Here is a 25,106-nt window from a genome sequence, read left to right as displayed (position 1 = left end):
CCTGTTCCACTGCAGAAGGCTCGGAGCGGGCGGTATCCGGAGCCGGGTCAGTCGCGGTCCCAGGCGTAGGGGTCGACGTAGATGACGTGACCGCCGCGGTCGTCTGACTCGTCCACGATGTCCTTGCGCGGCTGGATCACCGGCGGGGTGCCCGCGGGTCGCGGGCGCGCCTGGGAGAGCGTCTCGGCCTCCGCCGAGGCGTGCTCGTCCTGCCAGTCGTCACGGATGACCGGGATCGGCTGGGTGTCGGCCTCGGTGGCGTCCATCCAGTGGCCCGGCAACGGGCGGGCGTCGGCCTCGGCCAGCCCCACCTTGCTCGCCGCCCTGGCGATCGCGGCCCCCGCCTTGCGCACGGGCACCGCGGCCTTGTCGAGCGGGACCCGAGCGCGCCGGTTGAGCAGCAGGAGGTTGGTCACGCCGGCCGAGATGCCCGCCGCGACGCCCACCTCGAGGGCGACGGAGACGGCCACCTCCCATGGTGACGGCCCGATGGCCGACAGCCGCCCGCCGCCGACGGGGCCGCCGGACAGCGCGGCGAGCAGCCCCGCCACGAGCCCGCTGGTGACGCCGGTGAGGAACCCCCACAGAGGCGCGGCCTCGTACGACGGCGACGGCGAGATCCGGGCGACCACGATGCCGGCCACCATCCCGGCCGCGAACGGCACCGCGACGACCGCCATCATCCAGGCCGGCACCGGACCGCTGTCAGGAAGCGCGCCCAGCAACGGCAGGGTCGGCACGGTGCCCAGCTGCACCCCTGTGGGCGCCACCAGCGTGCCCGTGCCGATCGCGAACCCGGGCCCGGCGATGTAGGAGAACGCCCAGATGACGACGTTGAGCAGGTAGAGCAACTGGAGCAGCAGGAGCAGCAGCCCACCGACGAACCCGGGTGACAGCACGTCGGACAGCTCCAGCACCTGCCCGAAGTTGACCACCACGGCGACCAGCACCAGGACGAGCCCGGCGGCGAGCATCACCGCGGTGGCGACGGCCGTGCCGACGGTCAGCGCCCGCACCCGCTCGGGCAGCAGCCGCAACATCGCCCGCCACGGCCCGATCGTGCGCGCGGTGGCCAGCACACCCGCCAGGAAGGCCAGCGCGAAGTGGCTGAGCAGCGCCTCGCCGATGAACGGCTGGGTGATCTCGTTGCGGGCGACGAGCGCGATCAGACCCGCCAGCAGCGCGTAGGGGGCGGCCAGCGAGACTCCGGCCTGCACCACCAGCACCAGCTGCGCCCGGCGGCGGGCACTGGCCTGCTCGCGCGGGCTGTTCTTGGGCAGCCGCGCGGGGAGCCGCAGCCGCAGGTCGGCGTCGCGCGCCATCCACCGCGCGGCGCGGTAGAGCAGCAACGCGGGCAGGAGCATCAGGCCGAGCGGCAGCAGCCCGATCCGGCCGCCGGGGATCGCGAACCCGGCGTGGTGCGCGGCCAGCCACAGCTGCGCCGCGGTGCGGAACACCCCGGGCAGCCCCGAGCCCAGCGCGCCGCTGGGCGCGGCGATCCATCCGACCAGGGTGAGCGTGGTGAGGACGGCCAGTCCGACGCCCAGCGTGCAGGCGGCGGCGAGCATCCCCGAGACGGGCAGTGGCCGTCGCGACTCGTCGTCGTCGGACGAGACCCCGGGCAGCTTGCCGAGGACGGAACGGGGGGTCGTCCGCAGCTGGTCCAGAATCGCCGTCACAGTAGGCGATTTTCTCAATCTTTTCCGACCATCGCTTGGTTGACGCGCCGCACCGGACCGGGTTTGTGGCCGTCTGGTGCTTCGGCGTGCGGGAAAGTGCCGAAGGCCCCGCGACCTGAGCGGTGCGGGGCCTTCGGAAGGTGGTTCAGCGCGCTTGCATGATCTCGCGCATCAGGCGGGCGGTCTCGGAGGGGGTCTTGCCGACGCGTACGCCGACCTTCTCCAGGGCCTCCTTCTTGGCCTGGGCCGTGCCGGCCGAGCCCGAGACGATGGCGCCGGCGTGGCCCATCGTCTTGCCCTCGGGCGCGGTGAAGCCCGCGACGTAGGCCACGACGGGCTTGGTGACGTGCTGCTCGATGTAGGCGGCGGCCCGCTCCTCGGCGTCACCGCCGATCTCACCGATCATCACGATCGCGTCGGTGCCCGGGTCCGCCTGGAAGGCCTCCAGGGCGTCGATGTGGGTGGTGCCGATGACCGGGTCGCCGCCGATGCCCACGGCGGTGGAGAAGCCGTAGTCGCGCAGCTCGTACATGAGCTGGTAGGTCAGCGTGCCCGACTTGGAGACGAGGCCGATGCGGCCCGCGGTGGTGATGTCGGCCGGGATGATGCCCGCGTTGGACGCGCCGGGGGAGGCGATGCCCGGGCAGTTGGGGCCGATGATGCGGGTCTTGTTGCCCTTGGCCACCGCGTAGGCCCAGAACTCGGTCGAGTCGTGGACCGGGACGCCCTCGGTGATGACCACGCAGAGCGGGATCTCCGCGTCGATGGCCTCCTTGACGGCGTCCTTGGTGAAGGCCGGGGGCACGAAGGCGACCGACACGTCGGCGCCGGTCTGCTCCATGGCCTCCTTGACCGTGCCGAACACCGGCAGGCCCTCGTGCGTGGTGCCCGCCTTGCGGGCGTTGACCCCGCCGACGACCCGGGCGCCGGAGGCCAGCATGCGACGGGTGTGCTTGGTGCCCTCGCCGCCCGTCATGCCCTGGACGATGATCTTGCTGTTCTCGGTCAGCCAGATAGCCATGTGTCACGCACCTACCGAAGCGAGCTCGGCGACCCGCTTGGCCGCGTCGTCCATCGTGTCTACCAGCTCGACCCGCGGGAGTGCGGCGTCGGCCAGGATCTGCCGCCCGAGCTGGGCGTTGTTGCCGTCGAGGCGTACCACCAGGGGGTGGGTCACGGCCTCGCCGCGGCTCTCCAGGAGCTTGAAGGCGGCCACGATGCCGTTGGCCACGGCGTCGCAGGAGGTGATGCCGCCGAAGACGTTCACGAAGATCGACTTGACCGACGGGTCGGACAGGATGATCTCCAGGCCGGCGGCCATGACCTCGGCCGAGGCGCCGCCGCCGATGTCGAGGAAGTTGGCCGGGGAGGGCTTGCCGGGGAAGGCCTCGCCCGCGTAGGCCACCACGTCGAGGGTGGACATGACCAGGCCCGCGCCGTTGCCGATGATGCCCACGTCGCCGTCGAGCTTGACGTAGTTGAGGTCCTTGGCCTTGGCCGCGGCCTCCAGGGGGTCCTCGGCCGACTTGTCGGCGTAGGACTCGTGCTCCGGCTGGCGGAAGACGGCGTTGTCGTCGAGCGTGACCTTGCCGTCGAGGGCCTTCACCTGGCCGTCGGCCGACAGGATCATCGGGTTGACCTCGACCAGCGTGGCGTCCTCGTCGACGAAGCAGCACCAGAGCTTCTCGATGAGCTCGGCGGCGCCGTCGAGCGCCTGCTGGGGAAGCCCGCCCGCGACCGCGATCTCGCGGGCCCGCTCGCGGTCGACGCCGGTCAGCGCCGAGACCGGCACCTTGGCGACCTTCTCCGGGGAGGTGTGGGCGACCTCCTCGATGTCCATGCCGCCCGCGGCGGAGCAGATGGCGAGGAAGGTACGGTTCGCGCGGTCGAGCAGGAAGGAGAAGTAATACTCCTCCGCGATCGCGCTGGCCTCCTCCACCAGCACCTTGTGGACCGTGTGGCCCTTGATGTCCATCCCGAGGATGGCCTTGGCCTTCTCGACCGCGTCCTGGGCGTCGTCGGCCACTTTCACGCCGCCGGCCTTGCCACGGCCACCGGTCTTGACCTGGGCCTTGACGACGACGCGGCCGGGCAGTTGTTCGGCCGCTGCCCGTGCTTCCTCCACGGTGTGGGCGACGATGCCGCGTGGCACCGGAATGCCGTAGTCAGCGAAGAGTTCCTTCGCCTGATGTTCGAACAGGTCCACGAGGGTCCGTCCTTGCTTGTCCGACTGATGTTCGACGGCCCGGGCCACCCCGTGCGTGCGTGCCGGGCGTTTCCGCCAGTGAAGCCTAGCCCCAAGCTTGACCTGCCCAGGTCATCGGGTCTCGGTTATCCCGTGATGTGACGGTGATCTTACTTTGCCACGATATCCGGCTATATCTGGAGAAAGGCAGCACCGCTATGAGGCGATGGATCGCCGGCGCGCTTGCCGTTTCCGCTCTGACCATCGGCACCCCGGCGTTCGCGCAGGTCAAGCCGATGGATCCGGTTGGAGCGCTCAGCAAGCAGTTCGTCGCCGGGCAGGGCGTGAAGCTCACCGAGAAGACCCGCACCTGGGTCGGGAAAGACGAGTACATCGGGGCCGTCAGGCAGGGCCTGATCGGGTTCGACGCCAAGGGCGTCACGGCCGTCGAGAACACCCGCACCCCCGTGCTCACCACCAAGCTCCGCAAGGAGATGGAGGAGTTCGCCGCGAAGAGCGAGGACGCGGCCGACTCGTTCGACCTCCTCACCGAACGGCTCTACCTGATCAGCAAGGGCGAGCGCCTCTACGTCAACGGAGGTGTGTTCTCGGATCTGCTACCCGAGGGCAAGAGCTGGGTCGGCATGCCGGGCCACCCTTACTCGGCCGCGCACGGCGACCAGCTCGTCAACGTGTTCGAGCCGGCGACGCTCAGGCACCTGCTGGCCACGGCCAAGAGCAGGCGGGGCGACCAGTATCGCGGCTCGACGACGTTCGCCGAGCTCTACAAGGTGTCACCCTCGTTCCGCGAGCAGGGCGGCGCGGCTCCTCGCGGCGCGGTCGGCCGGACGGTCGTGTCGTGGCGGATCACCCTCGACACGCGGAAGCTGGTCAAGCGGGTGGCCGTCTCGTGGACGATGCCCGTCACCAAGAAGATCTCACTGAGGGGCGAGACCGAGACCCGCTACAGCGACTGGGGCATTCCGGTGAACATCACCGCTCCCCCGGCGGACCAGGTCGCGGACATCAAGGAAGTGAGCGACAAGGCATTAGAACCCCCTACGCCGATCGACCGCGATTATGTCAGCGTCCCGCCTGACGACGATGGAAACACCGAGTAATTCAATTTCGGTCGCTTAAAGTCATGACACAGGGCCCGACGGTGATCGCCGGGCCCTTCTGCACAGAAAAACCACATACTCCCGCGCGATATTCCACACTTTGAGATATTGTCGTGATCTTGAGTTGCCAGGATCCCCTAGCGCCTAATTGTGAATCGAAGGGGATCCATATGAAGCGAATCATCACCGGCCTGGCCCTGGCGTCGGCCGCGACACTCATCACGGCCACACCCGCGCAGGCCGCGCCGAAGAACCCGGTCGCCGCGGTGAAGAAGCAGTTCGTGGCCGGACATGGGGTGAAGTTCGTCGACCGCACCACGGCCGTCGAGGGCGGCGTCCGCGGCATCCTCGTCCGCCGGACGGGAACGTACCAGTTCGGCAGGTCGGGCGTGACGGCCTCCGACATCACGGGCAAGTTCGCGTTCAAGGCCAGCGACTTCGGCGAGGCCGCCGACTCGGAGATGGCCAAGGCGCTGACCACGCCGGAGCGCGCGATCAAGGTGGGCAAGTCGACCTACCTCTCCGGCGGCCTGTGGGGCACCCTGCTCCCTGAGGGCACGACGTGGCTCAAGGTGCCCGGCACCACGTTCGGCGGCCTGACCGACGTGTACGGCCAGCCGCTGAACATCACCGAGCCCGCCACGCTCAAGACGCTCCTCAAGGGCGCCAAGCCCGCGCCGGGCGGCTACGCCGGCAAGATCACCGTGCGCGACCTGCGGGAGGTCTCCACGTCCTTCCGCGCCGCCCAGTGGCTCAGCAAGCCCAAGGGCAAGATGCTGAAGAGCGTCATCTCCTGGCGGATCACCCTGGACGGCAGGGGACTGCCCACGAGGCTCGTCTCCACCTTCCCGATGACCGCCCTGGCGGCCGACGCGCCCAAGGGCGCGAGCTTCAGCGTCGACACCCGCTTCACCGGGTGGGGCAGCAAGGTCTCGATCAAGGCTCCGTCCGCCGACGAGGTGTCGACCAACCTCGACGAGGGCGAGAAGCTCCCGACCGACCTGACCATCCCGCTGGGCTCCATCGCGCACTAGCCGTTCCACACCTCTCCCGCCGTCGGGCGGGAGAGGTTCCGGCGGACTCCCGCCGAATCGGAGTGACACCTTCCGCACTGCTCATCCGTCCCTTATGGAGCAAGCGTGTCGCAGAGGTGATCGGGGACGGACCATGGGCGAGGCGGTAGCCGAAGAGAGCGCGCTGGTCGCCGCGGCCCTCGCGGGCGACGAGGGCGCGTTCACCGGGCTGGTCGAGCGCCACCGGCGGGAAGTGCGGGTGCACTGCTACCGGATGCTCGGCTCCTTCGAGGAGTCCGAAGACCTGGCGCAGGAGACGTTCCTGCGGGCGTGGCGCGGACGCGAGACCTTCCAGGGCCGTTCCACCTTCCGCACCTGGCTCTATCGGATCGCGACGAACGCGTGCCTCGACTTCCTCGACCGGCACCCCCGCCGTCCGCGCCCCCGCGAGACGGACCAGGCACAGAGGTCGCAGCCGGGCCCGTCGCCGGCCGAGATCCAATGGCTGCAGCCGTATCCTGACCGGTGGCTGGAGCCGGCCGCGCCCGGCAGCGCGGAGCCGGACGCCGCCGTCGTGGGCAAGGAGACCATCGAGCTGGCCTTCCTCGCCGCCATCCAGCACCTGCCACCCCGGCAGCGGGCCGTGCTCATCCTGCGAGACGTCCTCGGCTGGTCCGCCAAGGAGACCGCCGCGCAGCTCGACGCCAGCGTCGACTCGGTCAAGAGCGCTCTGCAACGGGCGCGATCGACGCTGAGGACCCGCCTTCCGGAACGGCGGCTCGAATGGGGGCCGTCCACGGCTCCGACCGCGCAAGAGCGCGAACTGCTGCAACGCTTCATGGACGCCCACGAGCGAACCGACGCCGCCGCCCTCGCGGAGCTGCTGAGCGAGGACGTGCGCATGACGATGCCCCCGCTTGCGTACCGGTTCGCCGGACGCGACGCGGTCGAGGCCTTCGCCGCGCACGCCTTCGGGCCTGATTCGCCGCTCTACCAGGGGCGGTGGCGCAGCGTGCCCACCCGGGCCAACCGGCAGCCGGCGGTGGCGGGGTACATCCGGCTGCCTGGGGACTCCGGCTACCGGGCCCAGGTGCTCAACGTGCTGGAGATCGCGGACGGGAAGATCGCCGAGATCACCGTCTTCGAACCGCGTCTGCTGGCCGCGTTCGGCCTGCCGCCGGTGCTGCCCTCGGGCGGCGCCCCCTTTCGGTGGCCTCACCCGTCTCAACAGGGGTCGGCCTCGACGAGCGCGGTCGACCCATGATGAGGAGCGCACCCGATGACGATCGACGATCGCGAAGCTGTGATGACACTGCCGCAAGGCGATGTCCGGCTGCTGAACAGTGACGTGGCGCGGCGCCTGCTCGCCTCGACCGAGCTGGCGCGGCTGGCGTACGTGGCGGCGGACGGCACGCCGCGTGTGTTCCCAATGCTGTTCCACTGGACCGGCGACGAGGTCGTCATGTCCACGTTCGCGGGAGCGCGCAAGATCGCCGCGCTGCGGGCCAGGCCCGACGTCGCCATCACCATCGACGCCGCCTCGACGCCGCCGGAGGTGCTCCTCATCCGGGGCCGGGCGTCGGTCACCGATGTCGAGGGGATCGTGCCGGAGTACGCCCTGGCCCAGCACCGGTACGCCGGTCCGGAACAGGGCGCGGCCAATGTGGCGGCGGTGGACCATCCCGGGACCAGGATGGCCCGCATCGCCGTCCGCCCCGCCTGGGTCGGAGTGCTGGACTTCAAGACCCGCCTGCCCGGAGGCGTCGGCGTGGAGGACTTCGAGCGCCGGGGCCGATCGTGACCCGGCGCGTGCCGCACGCCGCCATGACGGGACGCCCTTAGACGGCGCCCCCGGGCCGGGAGTCGAGCAGCCCTAGGCGGGGGGCGTCAGCCGGGAGTCGCGCAGGTCCGCCCAGGCCAGTGAGTGCCTGATGCCCTCCTCCAGGGAGTGGCGGGCCCGCCAGCCGAGCAGCCGCTCGGCGAGCTCGCTCCGCGTGTAGGCCCCCACCACGTCGCCGGGCCGCGCTCCGGTCTCCACCACCTCGATCGGCCGGTCCACCACCCGGTTGAACGCCTCGGCCAGCTCCCGCACGGTGGTGCCGGACCCGGTCCCCAGGTTGATCACCGCCCCATCGGGGAACAGCCCGTCGAACCGCCGCAGCGCCGCCACATGGGCCGTGGCCAGGTCCCAGACGTGGATGTAGTCGCGGATGCCGGACCCGTCGCGGGTCGGGTAGCCGGTGCCGGTGATCTGGAACGGCACGCCCTCTTCGTACGCCTGGATCATCTTGCCCAGCGCATGGCTGGGCCGCCGCAATTGCAGACCGGTGCGCAACCGCGGATCGGCCCCGATGGGATTGAAATAGCGCAGGGACAGCACCTTGATCGGCCGCGTGGCCGAAATGTCGGTGAACATCCCCTCGCACATGGCCTTGGTGCGCGCGTACGGGCTCTGCGGGTCGAGCGGTGACGACTCGTCGACGGTGTGATCGTCACCCGCCCGGTAAATCGACGCCGAGGAGCTGAAAATCATCCGCTCGCATCCGTTGCGCAGCAGATGGTCCACGAATTCCAGGCTCTTGACCACGTTCGCGCGGTAATAGCGCACCGGATCGGCCACGGAATCGGGCACCACGATCAGCGCCGCGCAATGAACGACCGCCTCGATATCGGGATGTTCGGCGAACACCTTGTCCACCAGAGCCCCATCGCTTATGTCGCCCTCATAGAACACCCGCCCGGCGGCGAACTCCCGCCGCCCGGTCACGAGGTTGTCGAGGATCACCGGCTCGATCCCCGCGTCGAGGCACGCCGACGCGACCGTGCTCCCGATGAAACCCGCCCCACCAGAGATCAGCACCTTCATGCTCGCCCCCTCCTTCTCGCTCCGCGGACCCTCGCTCCGCAGCCCTTCGTACGGCCGGACCCGCACCCGCACTCCGCAGCCCCTCGTACGGCCCGACCCGCATTCCGCGAACCCGCGTACGGACGGCTCCTCGTGCGGCGGGATCCCGGACGACCGTGCCCGAAGATACGCCCGGGCGCGAAGCGGTTATCTGATTGTTACCATTTTCGGTCCTCGTAACGGGTGTTTCGTTTGTCTACGTATGTGACGCATCTTGCGAAGCACATAGCTCTGGAGTACAACCCTTGAAACCCCTCCCCCGCATGCTGGCCATGGCCGCCCTGCTCTCGATGGTGGCCTGCACGGCGGAAGGCACGCCCACGCCGGCCCCGCAAGCCGAGCCGGCTCGCGCCGTGAGCACCCCGGCGACGAGGACCCCGGAGGCCCAGGCCGCCGGAGCGATCCAGAAGGCCGCACAGAAGAAGATCAAGATCGGGATCGCCGACATCACCCCGATGGGCGAGAAGACGGAGAAGGTCGGCGTCGGCTTCCCGATCATCGTCACGTTCGACCGCGACCTCGGAAACATCAAGGACAAGGCGGCGGTCGAAGCCGTGCTGCAGGTCGAAGTCGACAAGCCGGTCGACGGAGCCTGGCGCTGGGTGTCCAACCGCAAGGTCATCTACCGGACCAAGACCTACTGGAAGCCGCACCAGAAGGTGCTCTTCACAGCCCGTCTGAGCGAGCTCCCGGGCAACGAGAGCGCCAAGGACGTCAGCAGGAGGTTCGCGGTCGGCACGGCCAACATCTCGCTGGTCGACACCCGCAGGCACGTCATGAAGGTCTACCGGGACGGCAGGCTGGCCAAGAAGATCCCGATCAGCGCCGGCAAGGGCGGCATGATGCGCAACGGCGTCGACGTCTACCTGACGACCAGCGGCGTGCACCTCACGATGGGCAAGAAGGCCGTGGAGACCATGACGTCCTCCTGGCTGGGCGTCACCGACCCCAAGGACCCGCGCTACTACAAGGAGGAGATCCCATGGGCTGTGCGCATCTCCGCCAGCGGTGAGTACGTCCACCAGAGCGCCGGCTACTACCACTTCCTCGGCCGCTCCAACCAGAGCCACGGCTGTGTCCGCGCCACCCCCGAGGGGGCCAAGTGGTTCTACACCATCGCCCAGCGCGGTGACGTGGTCAAGATCACAGGCACCAAGCGCAAGCTCGACTGGCGCAACGGCTGGAGCTACTGGCAGCTGAACTGGACCCAGTGGAAGAAGGGCAGCGCGCTGGCGACCGCCGCGCGCTGACGCGCGGACCGGAGGGCGCGACCGCCCTCCGGTCAGAGCTTCTCCAGCGGCGCGTAGGCGAGCAGCAGCGTCTTGTCGCCCCCGGTGCCGAAATCGATCTTGACCTTGGTCTTCTCGGCCACCCCGTCCACGGACACCACGGTCCCGAGGCCGAACGCGTCGTGGGACACCCTGTCTCCCGGCGCCAGCGCCGGGACCGTGCGCGCGCTCTTCTTGGGCGCCGCCCGGGGCGCCGGCTCGCGCCGGGTGGCCGCGCTCCACGCCGACTTCTCCGGATCGGTGCGCCAGTCGACCAGCTGCCCCGGCACCTCGGCCACGAACCGCGAGGCCGGGTTGAACGACGGCGAGCCCCACGAGCTCCGCACCGCCGCCCGGGTCAGGTAGAGGCGCTTCTGGGCCCTGGTGATGCCGACGTAGGCCAGCCGGCGCTCCTCCTCGAGCTCCCTGGGCTCGCCGAGGGATCGTACGTGAGGAAAGACACCGTCTTCCATCGCCGTCAGGAAGACGACCGGGAACTCCAGACCCTTGGCCGTGTGCAGGGTCATCAGCGTGACCACCCCCTGGCCGCCGTCGGCATCGGGGATCTGGTCGGCGTCGGCCACCAGCGACACCTGCTCCAGGAACTCGACCAGCGTGCCCTCGGGATTGGCCTCCTCGAACTCCGAGGCCACCGAGATGAGCTCGTTGAGGTTTTCCAGCCGCGACTCGTCCTGCGGGTCTTCGGACGCCTCCAGCTCGGCGCGGTAGCCGGTGGCGACCAGCACCTCCTCGGCCAGCGCCGACGGGGGCATGCCCTCGCCCTTGGCGATCAGCTCCTCGACCAGCGCGACGAACTCCTTGATCGCGTTGAGCGAGCGGGTCGCCATGCCCGGCGCCTCGTCGGCCCTGCGCAGACCGTCCCAGAACGGGATGCGCTCGCGGCTCGCGAACGCCTCGACCATCGCCTCGGCCCGGTCGCCGATGCCGCGCTTGGGCACGTTGAGGATGCGCCGCAGCGACACCACGTCGAGCGGGTTGGCCAGCACCCGGAGGTAGGCCAGCAGGTCCTTGACCTCCTTGCGCTCGTAGAAGCGCACGCCCCCGACCACCTTGTAGGGCAGGCCGGTGCGGATGAAGATCTCCTCGAACACCCGGGAGGCCGCGTTGGTGCGGTAGAAGACGGCCACGTCGCCCGCCTTGACGCCCTCCTCGTCGCTCAGCCGGTCGACCTCCTGCGCGACGAACATGGCCTCGTCGTGCTCGTTGTCGGCGACGTACCCGACGATCTTGGGGCCGTCACCCTGGTCGGACCAGAGGTTCTTCGGCTTGCGCGACTCGTTGCGGGAGATGACCGCGTTGGCGGCGGCCAGGATGTTCTGGGTGGAACGGTAGTTCTGCTCCAGCAGGATCGTGCGCGCGTCGGGGTAGTCGCGCTCGAACTCCAGGATGTTGCGGATCGTCGCGCCGCGGAAGGCGTAGATCGACTGGTCGGCGTCGCCGACCACGCACAGCTCCGACTGGTCGGCGCCCGAGCGCACCAGCTCGCCGTCGGAGGTGCGCAGCTCGGGACGGCCCACCAGCTCCCTGATCAGGATGTACTGGGCGTGGTTGGTGTCTTGGTACTCGTCCACCAGGACGTGCCGGAACCGCATCCGGTAGTGCTCGGCCACCTCGGGGAAGAGCTGGAACAACGTCACCGTGTTCATGATGATGTCGTCGAAGTCCATCGCGCCGGCCTCGGTGAGCTTGAGCTGGTAGCTCCTGTAGGCCTCGGCCAGGGTCCGCTCCAGGTGCGAGCCCGCCTTCTCCTTCGCGGTCTCGTAGTCGATCAGCTCGTTCTTGAAGTTGCTGACCTGGGCGGAGAAGGATCTGGGCGGATAGCGCTTGGGATCGAGGTCCATCTCCCGGCAGACCATCGCCATGAGCCGCTGCGAGTCGGCCTGGTCGTAGATGGAGAAGCTGGAGGGGAAGCCGAGCCGCTTGGCCTCGCGGCGCAGGATGCGCATGCAGGCGCTGTGGAAGGTCATCACCCACATGACCTTGGAACGCGGGCCGACCAGCCTGTCGATGCGCTCCTTCATCTCCCGGGCGGCCTTGTTGGTGAAGGTGATCGCCAGGATCTCGCCCGGGTGCACCTGTCGCTCGGCCAGCAGGTAGGCGATGCGGTGGGTGAGCACCCGCGTCTTTCCCGAGCCTGCCCCCGCCACGATCAGCAGCGGGCTGCCGTGATGGATCACGGCCTCGCGCTGTTGCGGGTTGAGGCCGTCGAGCAAGGGGTGGTCAACAGAGACATGGGTGGGCACCCACCTAGGTTAAGACTCCCCACCGACAATCGGCGCCTGGAATGCCCACTGCGGGAACCCGGTTGACTCCGGCATAACCTCAGAAAGGGAGACAATGCTGGCCGAAAGCGAGATCCACCGCGTACTGGTCGTGGCAGCGCATCCCGACGACGCCGATTTCGGGGCGGCGGGCACGATCGCGCTGCTCGGCGACAGAGGGGTCGAGGTGACCTACCTCATCGTCACGGACGGCGACGCGGGCGGTAACGAGCGCACTCTGGACAACTCAGGCATGGCCGAGCTGCGCAAAGCCGAGCAGACAGCGGCGGCCAAGATCGTGGGCGTCACGGACCTGCGCTTCCTCGGCTACTCCGACGGCACCGTGGTGCCCTCACTGGAGCTGCGGCGCGACATCTCCCGGGTCATCCGGCAGGTCCGGCCCGATCTGGTGATCACCCATCACCCCGACCGCAACTACCAGTTCGTCGGGCCCAGCCACCCCGACCACCGCGCGGTCGGCGGCTCCGCGCTGGACGCGGTCTACCCGGACGCCCGCAACCCCTACGCCTTCCCCGAACTGATCCGCGACGAGGGCCTGGAGGCGTGGAAGGTGCGCGAGGTCTGGCTGATGGGCGGCTCGACGCCCAACCACTGGGTGGACATCACCGCATCCGTCGACCGCAAGGTCGCCGCCCTCCAGTCGCACGTCAGCCAGGTGTCGCACATCGAGGGGTTCGCGGACTTCGTCAAGGCCCGTTTCGCCTCCTGGGCCGAACAAGCCGGTCTCGGCGAGGGCCGCTACGCGGAGGGCTTCCAGGTCGTCCCGACCGCCTGACCCGCGCGTCCCGAAACGCGGGCCGAACGCGGGCCGGAGCGAGGCCCAGCACCGCGGCCACGCGCAGAGCTCAGGCTTCATTCGGGCCCCATTCGGGCTTCATTCGGGCTTCATTCGGGCTTAAGGGCGCGGGGCCGAGCGGGGGCGCACCGCTCCGGTGGTGCGGCGCACGGCGGGGCACTTCCGCCGTGCGCCTACGGCCTACGGCACGGAGCCGGGCGGCACCACCCAGAGCGACGCCTGCCCGGTGACCTCGGAGATGATGTCGAAGTCACGGTCGTAGTGCAGGATCGTGGCCCCGTGCACCTCGGCACAGGCCGCGATCAGCAGGTCGGTGGGACCAACGCCTCTGTGCTGCGACTTGCGGGCCAGCAAGGCCTGCACGTCGAGTGATCGCGCCTGCACTTCGTCATCGATGGCCAGGTGGCGGAAATCCTCGCGGAGATGCCGGGCGTCGCACTCGTAACCAGCGGGGTCACGGGCGCTGAAGAGGACCTCGAGCCGCGTGACCGTGCAGATGGCCAGCATCTTGTCCAGCAGCAGCGGCTCCAGCGCCCGCCCCACGACGGGGTTGGGCATTCGTGCCAGAGCGCTCTTGTCGATCAGGTAGACCACGCCTGTGGTCACCACGCATGCTTCATGATCTCCGGATCCAGTAGATCGGTATTGTCCCGAGAGGTCCAGTACTCGAACGCTTCTCGCCTCTTTGCCCTTTCGGCGACCTCCGTCAAGGCGGCGTGGACTGTCTCCTTCATGCTCTTCGTCCCGAGCTCCACCTGGGCGACCTCCAAGAGCTCCTTGTCGATGTCGATGACTGTGCGCATGGAACACCACCTCCGTACCTCCAGCGTATATCACGGATAGCGATCTTGATATACGCACTCACCGTGTCCGGTCGCTCACGGAGAGGCGTGCAGGTGACCTTAGAGCACCGGAGCCGGGCGCTTCGGGCCGTTTCCGCGAAGCCCACGGCACCGGTGGAGGATCTTCATCCCGCGGGGGACGTCCCTTATCCGCGCTTCGCGGCGAGGCGGGCGAACAGGTAGCCCAGCGAGTTGGTCGACACGTGCAGCATCGACGGCGCCAGCAGCCCGGCACGGCGGCGGAGCTCGCAGAAGAACACGCCCGCCACCCCGGTCGACACCACGCTGCCCGCCACCACCCGGGCCGTGTCGAGGCGCCCCGGCGGCTCCCCGGCCGTCAGGGCGCCCAGCGCGGGGTTGGCGCGGGCCATGTCGATCGCGGGCAGGATGTGCCAGAGCCCGAACAACGCCGACGACACCGCGGTCGCCGTCACGGTGCCGTGGCCGCGGCGGAGCATCGCGTACAGGACGCCCCGGAAACCGACCTCCTCCAGCAGGACCGTGCCCACCGGCACCTGCAGCAGGGCCTCTTCGAGGGCGCGTCCCCGTGACAGCGCGAGCGCGCGGTCGTCGTGGAAGAGCGGCCGGGTGCGCGCCGTCGAGATCCCCGCCGTGTAGACGGCGACCACCCCCAGGGCGAGGGCACCACCGGTGAGGGCGCCGCGCCGGGGACGCTCGAACCCGAGGTCCTGCCACGACAGGCCGGACCCGCGCGCCATGGCCACCAGCGCGGCGGTCGCCACGGCGGAGGTGAGGGGGGCGAGCCGCGGCGCGAGCCGGTTGTTGAGCACGTTGGCGGCGGCGAGCACGGCCAGCGAGGGAAGCAGCACCCTTGCAGGCTATGACGCGGCCGGGCTGCGCCAGCCCGCCGGGAAGCGGGTGCGGCGCCGTTCCTGCGGGGTGAGACCGCCCCAGATGCCCTCGGACTCACCCGCCCTTAACGCGTAGGACCGGCACTCGTCGATGACCTTGCAGGTCGCGCAGATCGCTTTGGCGCGCTGCTCCTGCGCGGGAGAGGGCGCGAGTGGGAAGAAGAGCTCAGGATCGCTGGATCTGCAGGCGCCCCCGCGCAGCCAGCCGGTCTCCTCCAATGGCATGCGCCAACGCTACGACGCGGTCATGATCAGTCGCATCATCCTGTGGGTTGACCCGCGACTACATCCTGGGCAGTCGGCTCAGCAGGCCTCGACACCCTCGTTGTAGCCGAGGGCGAACGACCGCTGGCGCTGCTTGGCCGTGCCGTGGGCGGCCGGGTCGAGCCAGTCGTCGGTGGAGTCGCCCGCGGCCTCCAGGCTCAGCAGCAGCTCCCGCCCGTCGCCTTCGTCGACGTTCAGGGCTCCGGAGGCGACCAGTGACGCCAGGGTGGCGCCTCCGTAGCAGTCGGCCTGCAGCTCGGCCTGGATGTTGTGCCGGAAGTCGGCCCGCAACTGGGCCTGCACGGCGTGGCCCAGCTCGTGCGGGATGATCACGTAGACGGAGCCGTCGCCCATCTCCTTCCAGAGCCCCTCCATCCACTGGTGGTCGTAGGCGATGAAATGCCCCTTCCGGCAGTAGAACGCGTTCTTCGGGGCGGCCGCGTGCCCGGCGCAACTCGGCCCGGAATTCCCCGTGTACGGGATGAAATCCGTAATAGGCCGATAAGTCCAGCCAGACTTGGCGAACTGCTCCTTCCAGAACGCCTCGGTCAGTTCCCTGGCGTCCCGCATGTCGTCCTCGAACGAGTCGACCACTGGGACCTCCCTGGCGACAGGAGGCGTGGAACCACATGCGGAAAGCAGCAGAACCAGCAGCACAGTCAAGACGCGTGTCACACGCCTCACACTTCCCAGGTATGAACCGCCTCATTCCCATGCATACGCTCGATGTATTCCAAGGTCATCAGGCGTAGCGCCTCGTGCCGGTCGCCACCGATCGCCCGTACCTTGTCCACCTGCCAGGTGGCGCCGGTGCGGCCGGTCAGGCAGCGCCCCTCGATGACGCCGAGCAACCGGTCGGCGACCGCCCCGTCCACGTCCCACTGGGCGAGCCCCTCGCGGGCCATCGGCAGCAGGCGGCGCAGGATCAGCTCGGCGGCGGGCACCTCGCCCACCCCCGGCCAGTAAAGGCGGGAGTCAAGGCCGTACCGGGCGGCGGTGGCCAGGTTCTCCTCGGCGGCGGCGAACGACATCCGGCTCCAGATCGGCCGCTCGGCGTACGGCAGCACGCGCATCAGCCCGTAGTAGAAGGCGGCGTTGGCCGCGATGTCGACCACGGTCGGGCCCGCGGGCAGCACCCGGTTCTCCACGCGCAGGTGCGGGGCGCCGTCGGCCACCGCGTACACCGGCCGGTTCCAGCGGTAGATCGTGCCGTTGTGCAGGGTGAGCTCGTGCAGTTGCGGAATGCGGCCGTGGTCCAGGACGTCCTGGGGATCCTCGTTCTCGCAGAGCGGCAGCAGCGCCGGGAAGTAGCGGACGTTCTCCTCGAACAGGTCGAAGACGCTGGTGATCCAGCGCTCGCCGAACCAGACCCGCGGGCGCACCCCCTGGGCCTTCAGCTCGTCCGGCCGGGTGTCCGTGGCCTGCTCGCACAGCGCGATCCTGGTCTCGCGGTGCAGTTCCTTGCCGAACAGGTAGGGAGAGTTGGCCGCGACCGCCACCTGCGGCCCGGCGATGGCCTGGGCGGCGTTCCAGTGGGCGGCGAACGTCTCGGGGCTGACCTGCAGGTGCAGCTGGACACTCGTGCAGGCGGCCTCGGGCGCGAGGCTGTCGGCGTGCGTGTCGAGCCGCTCGACCCCTTCGATCGCGAGGTGCAGGTCCTCTCCGCGGGCGGCGAAGATCTGCTCGTTGAGCAGCCGGTAACGCGGGTTGGACGACAGCGTTCCCTCGCCGATGTCCTCCTCGCGCAGCGTGGGCAGGATGCCGATCAGGACCAGGTGGCCACCCTCGGAGCGGGCCCGCACCTCGGCGTGGTTGAGCCGGGCGCGGACGTCGTTCTCCAGCCGGAGCGCGCCGTCACCGCGCAGGTCCTGGGGCCGGACGTTGATCTCGAGGTTGAACTGGCCCAGCTCCGTGGCCCAGTCGGGCCGTGCGATCGCGGCGAGCACCTCGGTGTTGCGCATGTTGGCCTCGCCGGCCGCGTCCACGATGTTGAGCTCGATCTCGAGCCCGGCGAGCGGGCGGTCGAGTTCGAAGCGGGACTCGCGGAGCATCCGTGCGAAGACGTCGAGACACAACCGCACCTTTTCCCGGTAGTTGCGGCGGTCATCCCGGCTGAAGACGACGGCTGGTACGTCCCTCCCCATATCTTGAAATGTCGCACGTCAGGCCCGCCGAAGCCAGCCCGCCACCACGTTCACCCACCGTCGGCCGGTCACGCCGACCAAGACGGCGGATCGCGCCGACCAAGACGGCCGGTCACCCGGCCGGAGAGCTAGACCAGACGGCGCGCCGTCGCCCAGCGGGACAGCTCGTGGCGGTTGGACAGCTGGAGCTTGCGCAGCACCGAGGACACATGGGTCTCGACCGTCTTGACCGAGATGAACAGCTCCTTGGCGATCTCCTTGTACGCGTAGCCACGGGCGATCAGCCTGAGCACCTCGCGCTCGCGCTGCGTCAGCGAGTCGAGCTCCGGGTCGATCGAGGGCGCCTCGGACGAGGCGAACGCGTCGAGCACGAACCCGGCCAGCCGCGGCGAGAAGACCGCGTCGCCGTCGGCCACCCGGCGGATCGCATCGGTCAGCTCCTTGCCGCTGATGTTCTTGGTGACGTAGCCGCGGGCGCCGCCCCTGATCACGCCGATCACGTCCTCGGCCGCGTCGGAGACCGACAGCGCGAGGAACCGCACCTGCGAGCCGGCGCCGAGGACCTTGCGCAGCACCTCCTGGCCACCGCCGCCCGGCATGTGCACGTCGAGCAGGACCACGTCGGGCTCCAGCTCGGCGATCGCCTTGATCGCCGTGTCGACGTCCTCGGCCTCCCCCACGACCTGGATCGAGTCGCCCAGCTCGGCCCGCACACCCGAACGGAACAACCGGTGATCGTCGACGATCAGCACCCGTGTCATGGCTTCTCCACCTTCATCGTCAACATCACTTCCGTGCCCTCACCCGGCTCGGTGCGCACCCTGGCCGTGCCGCCGTGACGTTCCATTCTCCCGATGATGGACTCCCTGATCCCCATCCGGTCGAGCGGCACCGCGTCGAGGTCGAACCCCTTGCCACGATCCTTCACGAAAATCGTGACCACTTCACCCTCCACTTCCGCATATACGGAAATAGACGGACTCTCAGAGTATTTGGCCGCGTTGACCATCGCCTGCCTGGACGCCTTCAGCATCGCGGCGAGCTTGCCGGCGGAGTCGAGCTCGACGTCTCCCACGCAGACCACCTCGATGGCCACGCCGTGCGCGTCCTCCTCCTCGGCGGCGATCCGGCGGACCGCGGCCGCCACGGTGGCGTCCGCGTCCTGGGCCGGCTGGTAGAGCCAGTTGCGCAGCTCGCGCTCCTGCGCGCGGGCCAGGCGGGTGACCTCGCGCGAGTCCTGGGCGACGCGCTGGATCAGCGTGAGCGTGTGGAGCACCGAGTCGTGCACCATCGCGGCGACCTCGGCCCGCTCCTCCTGCCGGATGCGCTCGCGGCGCTCCAGCTGGAGCTCCTTCCACAGGCCCGCGAGCCAGGGCGCGGCGATGACCGCGAGCCCGCCGACCACCACCACGGTGAACAGCAGGCCGGGCCGGGCCTGCGCCAGCTCGCCCTGCGCCGCCAGGAAGCCGGCCGCGCCGATGACGACCAGCGACACACCGAGCAGCGTCCGGACCCGGTTCTTCCTGATGCTCAGGGTGGCGCCGCTGACCCAGTTGCGGCGTTGCACCGGATCGGCCTGCTGCCACAGGATGAGCGCGCCGATGCCGCCCACCGCGAACGGCAGCATGCCGATGCCCCCCTTGGAGGCCCCGGTCAGCCACCCGAACGCCAGCAGCGCCATCCCGATCGCGCTGAACGCGGCCAGCTGGCTCCAATCACGCGCGGGCGCCTGCCCCTCGTGCGGCTCGCGCGGCACGATCATCCAGAGCACCGCGTACGCCACGAAGCCGACCCCGTCGACCACGCTCAGCAGTACGAACATCAGCCTGATCACGACCGGGTCGAGCTTCAGCTGGCTCGCCAGCCCCTGCGCCACGCCGCCGACGAGGCGGCCCTCCATGGGCCGCGTCATCCGGCGGTAGGGCGCTCCGCCGCCGGGCTCGGCAAGTGTCTTCTGGTCAGCCATAACGCCACCATCGTCACATGCCGCCAGCGATTCGGACATCAGGGAACAACCCCCAGGGTCAGGTCAGGGGTCTCCCCGATGCGCAGAACCGGCGGGTGGGGCCACGATGGTGCCATGACAGAAGCACCGGCGAAGGAACCGGCCGCACCCTCCCGGGTCCTGCGGCGCAGCAGCGAGGGCCGCTTCCTGATGGGCGTCTGCGCCGGGCTGGGCCGGTACACCGGCATCGACCCCGTGGTGTTCCGCGCGGGGTTCGCGGTGCTGCTGTTCGGCTCGGGCGTCGGCCTGTTCCTGTACATCGGGGCGTTCCTGCTGATGAAGGAGCCGAACGGCCGGCCCGGGTACATCGAGCAGTGGACCCACCGCGACTTCGACGCCGACACCGTGATGGCGCTGCTGACGGCGGTGCTCGCGTTCGGGCTGGCGATCAACCTGGCCACGGTCTGGCTCGGCACCGGCACCCTGGTGGTCGCCCTGCTGCTGGTCGTCGCGCTGCTCGCCGCGCATTCCAAGGGCGTCGATCTGCTCGGCCTCGTCCGCTCGATGCCCGAGCGGCTCAACCGCCCCCAGGCCGCCGAGACCTACGCGCCCCCTCCCGTGGCCCCCTTCGCGGACTTCCCCGGGATGTCCCCGTACGGCGAGCCTCCAATGGAGGCGGCCCACGGATTCCCGGGCACCGGCACCACATCGCGCCGCCCGGACGCCGCCGGGGCCCGCCGCCCGGACGCGACGCCGGCCGCCGAGGCCCCACCGGCTCCGGGCCTCACCGTGCCCCACCACGCGGTCCGCCCCACGCCCACGCCCGCATCCGCATCCGCATCCGCATCCGCGAGCATCCCGTCGCGCGAAAAGGTCAGCGAAAAGGTCGCTGAAGACATCCCGGCAACCGGCCTCCTAGACGCGTCACCCTACGACGCCGCACCGGCCGGCCTCCCGCACGCGGGCGCCATCGCCGACGACCTCCCACGGGGCGGGGAGTACACCTCGTACGGCGCGCCGTTCGCGCCGCGCGGCCCGTTCCAGCCGCTCGACCCGAGCAGGCGCGCCGGCTACTCGCCCTACGACCCGGCCCTGTACGGCAGGCCGGTGGCGGCGCCGCGGCGGCCGAGGCCCCGGTCGTTCATCGGCCCCATCACCGTGTTGCTCGCCATCGTCATTGGAGGGATCGTCGTGGCGGTCCAAGCCGGGTCGGGTCCCGGAGTGAACCCGATCATCGTAGGCGGCACCGTCCTCGTCACGATCGGGGCGGGCCTGCTGATCGCGGCCTGGTGGGGCCGGGGCGCCGGTCTGGTGGCCACGGGCGCGGCCGTGGCGCTCATGGTGGCCATGGGCCTGATGCTCGGGGGGGTGCCCAGGAAGGTCGGCGACTCGGTGTGGAATCCGGTCACGGCAGCCGAGGCGAGCAGGGTGTACGAGGTGGGGGTGGGTGACGGCCGGCTCGACCTGTCGGAGCTCAAGCTGACCCCGGGCACGACGCTGGCGTTCAACGCCTCGGTCTCGATCGGGGAGCTGACCGTGATCGTGCCGCCGACGGTCAGGGTGGAGGTGCACGCCACCAACAAGGTGGGCGACATCCAGGTCGACCAGTCGCTGAAGGGCGGCGTGGACATCACGTTCGACACGGTGCTGGAGCCGGAGACCCCGCCCGAGGGGAAGGTGTCGACGATCGTGCTCAACCTGAAGGGCGGCGTCGGCGACATGGAGGTGCGTCGTGCCGCGTGACGTCGACCGGCCGAGCCGCCTGCACAGGACCGACTGGATGGCCCTGCTCAGTGGATCTCTCTTCGTCGTGCTGGGCATCCTGATCATCACCCGTGCGATCACGGATCCGCTGGTCCTGGTCTCGCTCCTGGTCGTCGGGCTGGGTTTCGCGGGCCTCGTGGCCATCGTCGCGAGGGTGATCCGCGGTAAATAACCCTTGACCGGGAAAAACACCGGCGTACGTTGGCATTTATCCGCCATTCCCCCTGCTCCTGAGGGAGGACGTATGCCCCGGATCACCGTCACCGTTGACGGAGTCGAATACGAGGAGGAAGTCGAGCCGCGCCTCCTCCTCGTCCACCTGCTACGAGAACGGCTGGGCAAGACCGGCACTCCTGTCGGCTGCGACACCAGTAACTGCGGCGCCTGCACCGTGATGCTCGACGGCAAGAGTGTGAAGAGTTGCTCCGTGCTGGCCGTCCAGGCCGACGGCTGCGACATCGTCACGATCGAAGGGCTCGGCTCGGCCGGGTCCATGCACCCGATGCAGCGGGCCTTCCACGAGGAACACGCCCTGCAGTGCGGCTACTGCACACCCGGCATGGTCATGGCCGCGATCGACCTGCTCAGGGATACACCGGACCCGTCGGAGGAGGCCATCAGGGAAGGTCTCGAAGGCAACCTCTGCCGGTGCACCGGCTACTGCAACATCGTCCGCGCGGTACGGCGCGGCGCCCAGGAAATGGGACAGGCGGTGAAGTCGTCATGACCGAGCTGGACCCCGGCCTGGTTGGCGAGCAGATCGCCGAGAGCGGCCAGATCTCCGGCCGGGGCGACACCGGCAGGGAGATCGGCCGGGCCCGGCGCCGCAAGGAGGACTCCCGGCTGCTGACCGGGCGCACCCGCTGGACCGACAACCTGAGCCAGCCGGGAATGCTGCACGTCATGTTCCTGCGCAGCCCGATGGCGCACGCCAGGATCACCCGGGTGGACGTGTCGGCCGCGCGCGGTCTGCCCGGGGTGTTCGCCGCGTTCAGCGGCCAGGACTTCGCCGACGAGCAGGGCAGCCTGCCGTGCGCCTGGCCGGTGAGCGAGGACATCGTGATCCCGGACCATCCGCCGATGGCCGTGTCGGAGGTGCGCTACGTGGGCGAGGCGGTGGCCTGCGTCGTCGCCACGGACCGCTATCGGGCGGCCGACGCGCTGGAGGCCATCGAGGTCGACTACGAGCCGCTGCCGGCCGTCATGGACATGAACGAGGCGCTGACCGAGGGCAGCCCGAAGGTGCACGAAGCCGGCAACCAGGCGTTCACGGCCAAGATCACCTCGGGCGACATCGAGGCGGCGTTCAGGGACGCGCCGGTCCTCATCGACCGGACCTACATCCAGCAGCGGCTCATCCCGAGCGCGATGGAGCCCCGCGGGGTGCTCGCGAGCACCGACGGCGACAGCTTCACGCTGTGGACCTCCACCCAGATCCCGCACGTGCTGCGGGTCATGCTGGCCGTGACGACCGGCATCCCCGAACACAAGATCCGCGTGGTCGCGCCCGACGTGGGCGGCGGGTTCGGCTCGAAGCTGCAGGTCACCGCGGAAGAGGTGCTGTGCCTGCTGCTCGCCCGCAGGCTCGGCAAACCGGTCAAGTGGACCGAGTCCCGCTCCGAGGGCAACCTGACCGTGCACCACGGCCGCGACCAGATCCAGCACATCAGGCTGGCCGCGGAGGCCGACGGGCGCATCCGCGGGCTCCAGGTGGACCTGCTGGCCGACATGGGCGCCTACCTCATGCTGGTCACACCGGGCGTCCCGATGCTGGGCGCGGCCCTGTACAACGCCATCTACAAGATGGACGCGTACGAGTTCGGCTGCACGGGTGTGTTCACCACCAAGATGCCGACCGACGCCTACCGCGGCGCCGGGCGTCCCGAGGCGACGTACGCCATCGAGCGCGTCATGGACGAGCTAGCCGCCGAGCTGGCCCTGGACCCGGTGGAGGTGCGCCGGCGCAACTGGATCAGGCACGAGGAGTTCCCGTACACGACCATCGCCGGCCTGACGTACGACTCGGGCAACTACGAGGCGGCGACCGACCGGGCGATGGCGCTGTTCGGCTACGACAAGCTGCGGGCCGAACAGGCGGACCGGCGCGACAGGGGTGACCCCGTTCAGCTCGGCATCGGCGTCAGCACCTACACCGAGATGTGCGGGCTGGCCCCGTCCAGGATGCTCGGCGAGGCCAACTACGGCGCCGGCGGCTGGGAGCACGGCTCGATCCGCATGCTGCCCACGGGCAAGGTCGAGGTCATCACCGGCACCTCCCCGCACGGCCAGGGACACGTGACGGCGTGGAGCCAGATCGTGGCCGACACGCTGGGCGTGCCGTTCGAGGACGTCACGGTGCTGCACGGCGACACGGCGGTCTCGCACAAGGGCATGGACACCTACGGCTCGCGCTCCCTGGTCGTCGGCGGCGTCGCCGTGCTCCAGGCGTGCGAGAAGGTCAAGGCCAAGGCCCGCAAGCTGGCCGCGCACGTGCTGGAGTGCGCTCCGGACGACCTGGAGTTCGCCGACGGCGCGTTCAAGGTGCGGGGCACCGACTCCCAGAAGACGATCCAGGAGCTGGCGTTCGCCGCGTTCACGGCGCACAGCCTGCCCGAGGGCGTGGAGGCCGGGCTCGACTCCGACTCCACGTTCGACCCGGACAACTACTCCTTCCCGCACGGCACCCACCTGTGCGCGGTGGAGGTGGACACCGAGACGGGCATGTCACGGATCCGCTCCTACGTGGCCGTCGACGACGTGGGCAAGGTGATCAACCCGCTGATCGTCGAGGGCCAGGTGCACGGCGGCATCGCGCAGGGCATCGCGCAGGCCCTGTACGAGGAGGCCGTCTACGACGCGGAGGGCAACCTGCTCACCACGACGATGGCCGACTACCTGCTGCCGTCGGCGGCCGACCTGCCCACCTTCATGACCGACAGGACCGAGACGCCGGCCACCAGCAACCCGCTGGGCGTCAAGGGGGTCGGCGAGGCGGGCACGATCGCCTCCACTCCGGCCGTCGTCAACGCCATCGTGGACGCCCTGCGCCCGCGCGGGATCCACGACGTCCAGATGCCGTGCACTCCCGAGCGCGTCTGGCGGGCCCTGGAAGGAGTTCGGCGATGATCCCTGCCAAGTTCGACTACGTCCGTCCCGGCTCGCTCGACGAGGCCTGCCAGGCGCTCTCCTCGGACGAGGACGCCAAGGTGCTCGCGGGCGGGCAGTCGCTGCTGCCGCTGCTGCGGCTGCGGCTGGCCTACCCGTCGAAGCTGGTGGACCTCGGCCGGTTGCCCGAGCTGACGGGCGTGCACGACCGCGGCGACCACGTCTTCATCGGCGCGATGACCACGCACGACGAGGTGATGCGTTCCAGCCTGGTCAACACGGCCTGCCCGCTGGTGGCACTGACCACCGCCACGGTGGCCGACCCGGCGGTCCGGCACCGCGGCACGTTCGGCGGCTCGCTGGCCCACGCGGATCCGGCGGGTGACCTGCCCGCCGTGGTCCTGGCGCTGGACGGCGTCTTCGTGGTCCGGTCGGCGGAGGGCGAGCGGGAGATCCCCGCCGCCGAGTTCTTCGTCGACTACCTGGAGTCCGCGCTCCGTCCGGGAGAGATCCTGCTCGGGGTGCGGATCCCCAAGCTGGGCGACGGCTGGGGCTACCACTACGAGAAGTTCCACCGGACCGCGCAGGCGTGGGCCATCGTCGGGGTGGCCGTGGCCGTCCGGCGCTCCAACGGCGCGATCCAGGAGGCCAGGATCGGGCTGACCAACATGGCGCCGACGCCCGTGCGGGCCCGCGCGGTGGAGGCCGCGCTGCAGGGCGTGGAGCTGGGCGACCAGGTCCGCCAGGCGTGCGAGCAGGCGGCGGCGGACACCTCGCCGTCGGCAGACCTGCACGCCCAGCCCGACTACCGCAGGCACCTGGCCAGGGTGCTGACCGATCGCGCGATCCGCACCGCCGCCGGTTCTCCCTGACCCCGGCATAAGGGGGCGCCCCCTTCCG

At 69.8% G+C, this 25,106-nt stretch carries 24 protein-coding genes; 11 read left to right on the top strand and 13 right to left on the bottom strand.

What is annotated here, in order from left to right:
- Positions 1-47: 47 nt before the first annotated feature.
- The 3 genes from AB0C16_RS12660 to sucC form a co-directional block, all read right to left on the bottom strand.
- Positions 48-1,679, bottom strand: a complete 1,632-nt coding sequence (locus AB0C16_RS12660) for a DUF6350 family protein (protein ID WP_357681893.1) — start codon at positions 1,677-1,679, stop codon at positions 48-50.
- Positions 1,680-1,824: 145 nt separating this feature from the next.
- Positions 1,825-2,700, bottom strand: coding sequence for a succinate--CoA ligase subunit alpha (sucD, locus tag AB0C16_RS12655; RefSeq protein WP_357681891.1), 876 nt, complete (start codon positions 2,698-2,700; stop codon positions 1,825-1,827).
- A gap of 3 nt (positions 2,701-2,703) precedes the next feature.
- Positions 2,704-3,885 (bottom strand): ADP-forming succinate--CoA ligase subunit beta, encoded by a 1,182-nt coding sequence (gene sucC / locus AB0C16_RS12650; RefSeq protein WP_357681889.1) that lies wholly within the window; start codon positions 3,883-3,885, stop codon positions 2,704-2,706.
- 197 nt (positions 3,886-4,082) lie between these two features.
- Here sucC and AB0C16_RS12645 point away from each other — a divergent pair, with 197 nt between their 5' ends.
- The 4 genes from AB0C16_RS12645 to AB0C16_RS12630 all read left to right on the top strand — a co-directional run bounded on the left by AB0C16_RS12645 (position 4,083) and on the right by AB0C16_RS12630 (position 7,799).
- On the top strand, positions 4,083-4,985 hold the full coding sequence (locus AB0C16_RS12645) for a hypothetical protein (protein WP_357681887.1): 903 nt from the start codon (positions 4,083-4,085) through the stop codon (positions 4,983-4,985).
- 170 nt (positions 4,986-5,155) lie between these two features.
- The gene (locus AB0C16_RS12640; RefSeq protein ID WP_357681885.1) at positions 5,156-6,019 is read left to right on the top strand and encodes a hypothetical protein; all 864 of its coding nucleotides are present in this window, start codon (positions 5,156-5,158) and stop codon (positions 6,017-6,019) included.
- A 133-nt stretch (positions 6,020-6,152) separates the two neighbouring features.
- Complete coding sequence (locus AB0C16_RS12635; protein WP_357681883.1) at positions 6,153-7,262, top strand: RNA polymerase subunit sigma-70; 1,110 nt, start codon at positions 6,153-6,155, stop codon at positions 7,260-7,262.
- Between the two features lie 15 nt (positions 7,263-7,277).
- Positions 7,278-7,799, top strand: a complete 522-nt coding sequence (locus AB0C16_RS12630) for a pyridoxamine 5'-phosphate oxidase family protein (protein ID WP_357681881.1) — start codon at positions 7,278-7,280, stop codon at positions 7,797-7,799.
- Positions 7,800-7,871: 72 nt separating this feature from the next.
- Here the strand turns inward: AB0C16_RS12630 and galE are convergent, their stop codons facing one another.
- A complete protein-coding gene (gene galE / locus AB0C16_RS12625) occupies positions 7,872-8,864 on the bottom strand; it encodes a UDP-glucose 4-epimerase GalE (RefSeq protein WP_357681879.1) in 993 nt (330 codons plus the stop codon).
- 284 nt (positions 8,865-9,148) lie between these two features.
- Here galE and AB0C16_RS12620 point away from each other — a divergent pair, with 284 nt between their 5' ends.
- Positions 9,149-10,153 (top strand): L,D-transpeptidase, encoded by a 1,005-nt coding sequence (locus AB0C16_RS12620; RefSeq protein ID WP_357681877.1) that lies wholly within the window; start codon positions 9,149-9,151, stop codon positions 10,151-10,153.
- Positions 10,154-10,185: 32 nt separating this feature from the next.
- On the opposite strand, the gene pcrA is transcribed toward AB0C16_RS12620, so the two are convergent.
- Positions 10,186-12,405 (bottom strand): DNA helicase PcrA, encoded by a 2,220-nt coding sequence (pcrA, locus tag AB0C16_RS12615; RefSeq protein ID WP_357682079.1) that lies wholly within the window; start codon positions 12,403-12,405, stop codon positions 10,186-10,188.
- A gap of 124 nt (positions 12,406-12,529) precedes the next feature.
- Between pcrA and AB0C16_RS12610 the strand changes: the two genes are divergently transcribed.
- Positions 12,530-13,249, top strand: a complete 720-nt coding sequence (locus AB0C16_RS12610) for a PIG-L deacetylase family protein (protein ID WP_357681875.1) — start codon at positions 12,530-12,532, stop codon at positions 13,247-13,249.
- Between the two features lie 201 nt (positions 13,250-13,450).
- Here AB0C16_RS12610 and AB0C16_RS12605 read toward each other — a convergent pair whose 3' ends face one another.
- The 8 genes from AB0C16_RS12605 to AB0C16_RS12570 form a co-directional block, all read right to left on the bottom strand.
- The gene (locus AB0C16_RS12605; protein ID WP_357681873.1) at positions 13,451-13,876 is read right to left on the bottom strand and encodes a PIN domain nuclease; all 426 of its coding nucleotides are present in this window, start codon (positions 13,874-13,876) and stop codon (positions 13,451-13,453) included.
- A complete protein-coding gene (locus AB0C16_RS12600; protein ID WP_357681871.1) occupies positions 13,873-14,073 on the bottom strand; it encodes a type II toxin-antitoxin system VapB family antitoxin in 201 nt (66 codons plus the stop codon). Before AB0C16_RS12600 ends, AB0C16_RS12605 begins: the two co-directional genes overlap by 4 nt.
- A gap of 185 nt (positions 14,074-14,258) precedes the next feature.
- A complete protein-coding gene (locus tag AB0C16_RS12595) occupies positions 14,259-14,942 on the bottom strand; it encodes a CPBP family intramembrane glutamic endopeptidase (protein ID WP_357681870.1) in 684 nt (227 codons plus the stop codon).
- Between the two features lie 9 nt (positions 14,943-14,951).
- Positions 14,952-15,209: a WhiB family transcriptional regulator gene (locus AB0C16_RS12590; protein ID WP_357681868.1), complete on the bottom strand. Its 258-nt coding sequence runs from the start codon at positions 15,207-15,209 to the stop codon at positions 14,952-14,954.
- A gap of 78 nt (positions 15,210-15,287) precedes the next feature.
- Complete coding sequence (locus AB0C16_RS12585) at positions 15,288-15,842, bottom strand: neutral zinc metallopeptidase (RefSeq protein ID WP_357681866.1); 555 nt, start codon at positions 15,840-15,842, stop codon at positions 15,288-15,290.
- An 86-nt stretch (positions 15,843-15,928) separates the two neighbouring features.
- Positions 15,929-17,392, bottom strand: coding sequence for a glutamate--cysteine ligase (locus AB0C16_RS12580; RefSeq protein ID WP_357681864.1), 1,464 nt, complete (start codon positions 17,390-17,392; stop codon positions 15,929-15,931).
- A 128-nt stretch (positions 17,393-17,520) separates the two neighbouring features.
- Positions 17,521-18,153 carry a response regulator transcription factor gene (locus tag AB0C16_RS12575; protein WP_357681862.1) on the bottom strand — a complete coding sequence of 211 codons (633 nt, stop codon included), beginning with the start codon at positions 18,151-18,153 and terminating at the stop codon, positions 17,521-17,523.
- Positions 18,150-19,358, bottom strand: coding sequence for a PspC domain-containing protein (locus tag AB0C16_RS12570; RefSeq protein WP_357681860.1), 1,209 nt, complete (start codon positions 19,356-19,358; stop codon positions 18,150-18,152). Before AB0C16_RS12570 ends, AB0C16_RS12575 begins: the two co-directional genes overlap by 4 nt.
- A gap of 114 nt (positions 19,359-19,472) precedes the next feature.
- Between AB0C16_RS12570 and AB0C16_RS12565 the strand changes: the two genes are divergently transcribed.
- The 5 genes from AB0C16_RS12565 to AB0C16_RS12545 all read left to right on the top strand — a co-directional run bounded on the left by AB0C16_RS12565 (position 19,473) and on the right by AB0C16_RS12545 (position 25,078).
- Positions 19,473-21,080, top strand: coding sequence for a PspC domain-containing protein (locus AB0C16_RS12565; protein ID WP_357681858.1), 1,608 nt, complete (start codon positions 19,473-19,475; stop codon positions 21,078-21,080).
- Positions 21,070-21,273 carry a hypothetical protein gene (locus AB0C16_RS12560; protein WP_357681856.1) on the top strand — a complete coding sequence of 68 codons (204 nt, stop codon included), beginning with the start codon at positions 21,070-21,072 and terminating at the stop codon, positions 21,271-21,273. The genes AB0C16_RS12565 and AB0C16_RS12560 overlap by 11 nt, the downstream gene beginning before the upstream one ends.
- A gap of 72 nt (positions 21,274-21,345) precedes the next feature.
- Entirely contained in the window at positions 21,346-21,828 is a 483-nt protein-coding gene (locus AB0C16_RS12555; protein WP_357681854.1) for a (2Fe-2S)-binding protein, read from the top strand.
- The gene (locus AB0C16_RS12550) at positions 21,825-24,227 is read left to right on the top strand and encodes a xanthine dehydrogenase family protein molybdopterin-binding subunit (RefSeq protein ID WP_357681852.1); all 2,403 of its coding nucleotides are present in this window, start codon (positions 21,825-21,827) and stop codon (positions 24,225-24,227) included. The genes AB0C16_RS12555 and AB0C16_RS12550 overlap by 4 nt, the downstream gene beginning before the upstream one ends.
- The gene (locus AB0C16_RS12545) at positions 24,224-25,078 is read left to right on the top strand and encodes a xanthine dehydrogenase family protein subunit M (RefSeq protein ID WP_357681850.1); all 855 of its coding nucleotides are present in this window, start codon (positions 24,224-24,226) and stop codon (positions 25,076-25,078) included. Before AB0C16_RS12550 ends, AB0C16_RS12545 begins: the two co-directional genes overlap by 4 nt.
- The last annotated feature ends 28 nt before the right edge of the window (positions 25,079-25,106 follow it).

Origin of the sequence: Nonomuraea sp. NPDC048916 (genome assembly GCF_040649575.1) — a bacterium.
Taxonomy (GTDB): domain Bacteria; phylum Actinomycetota; class Actinomycetes; order Streptosporangiales; family Streptosporangiaceae; genus Nonomuraea.
This window is presented reverse-complemented; position numbering and strand designations above follow the sequence as displayed.

What these genes read in the sequence shown, in the direction of transcription:
- sucD (WP_357681891.1), bottom strand. Translation starts at nt 2,700, where the DNA reads ATGGCTATCTGGCTGACCGAGAACAGCAAGATCATCGTCCAGGGCATG.
- AB0C16_RS12645 (WP_357681887.1), top strand. Translation starts at nt 4,083, where the DNA reads ATGAGGCGATGGATCGCCGGCGCGCTTGCCGTTTCCGCTCTGACCATC.
- AB0C16_RS12640 (WP_357681885.1), top strand. Translation starts at nt 5,156, where the DNA reads ATGAAGCGAATCATCACCGGCCTGGCCCTGGCGTCGGCCGCGACACTC.
- AB0C16_RS12635 (WP_357681883.1), top strand. Translation starts at nt 6,153, where the DNA reads ATGGGCGAGGCGGTAGCCGAAGAGAGCGCGCTGGTCGCCGCGGCCCTC.
- AB0C16_RS12630 (WP_357681881.1), top strand. Translation starts at nt 7,278, where the DNA reads ATGACGATCGACGATCGCGAAGCTGTGATGACACTGCCGCAAGGCGAT.
- galE (WP_357681879.1), bottom strand. Translation starts at nt 8,864, where the DNA reads ATGAAGGTGCTGATCTCTGGTGGGGCGGGTTTCATCGGGAGCACGGTC.
- AB0C16_RS12610 (WP_357681875.1), top strand. Translation starts at nt 12,530, where the DNA reads ATGCTGGCCGAAAGCGAGATCCACCGCGTACTGGTCGTGGCAGCGCAT.
- AB0C16_RS12600 (WP_357681871.1), bottom strand. Translation starts at nt 14,073, where the DNA reads ATGCGCACAGTCATCGACATCGACAAGGAGCTCTTGGAGGTCGCCCAG.
- AB0C16_RS12590 (WP_357681868.1), bottom strand. Translation starts at nt 15,209, where the DNA reads ATGCCATTGGAGGAGACCGGCTGGCTGCGCGGGGGCGCCTGCAGATCC.
- AB0C16_RS12580 (WP_357681864.1), bottom strand. Translation starts at nt 17,392, where the DNA reads ATGGGGAGGGACGTACCAGCCGTCGTCTTCAGCCGGGATGACCGCCGC.
- AB0C16_RS12575 (WP_357681862.1), bottom strand. Translation starts at nt 18,153, where the DNA reads ATGACACGGGTGCTGATCGTCGACGATCACCGGTTGTTCCGTTCGGGT.
- AB0C16_RS12570 (WP_357681860.1), bottom strand. Translation starts at nt 19,358, where the DNA reads ATGGCTGACCAGAAGACACTTGCCGAGCCCGGCGGCGGAGCGCCCTAC.
- AB0C16_RS12565 (WP_357681858.1), top strand. Translation starts at nt 19,473, where the DNA reads ATGACAGAAGCACCGGCGAAGGAACCGGCCGCACCCTCCCGGGTCCTG.
- AB0C16_RS12555 (WP_357681854.1), top strand. Translation starts at nt 21,346, where the DNA reads ATGCCCCGGATCACCGTCACCGTTGACGGAGTCGAATACGAGGAGGAA.
- AB0C16_RS12550 (WP_357681852.1), top strand. Translation starts at nt 21,825, where the DNA reads ATGACCGAGCTGGACCCCGGCCTGGTTGGCGAGCAGATCGCCGAGAGC.
- AB0C16_RS12545 (WP_357681850.1), top strand. Translation starts at nt 24,224, where the DNA reads ATGATCCCTGCCAAGTTCGACTACGTCCGTCCCGGCTCGCTCGACGAG.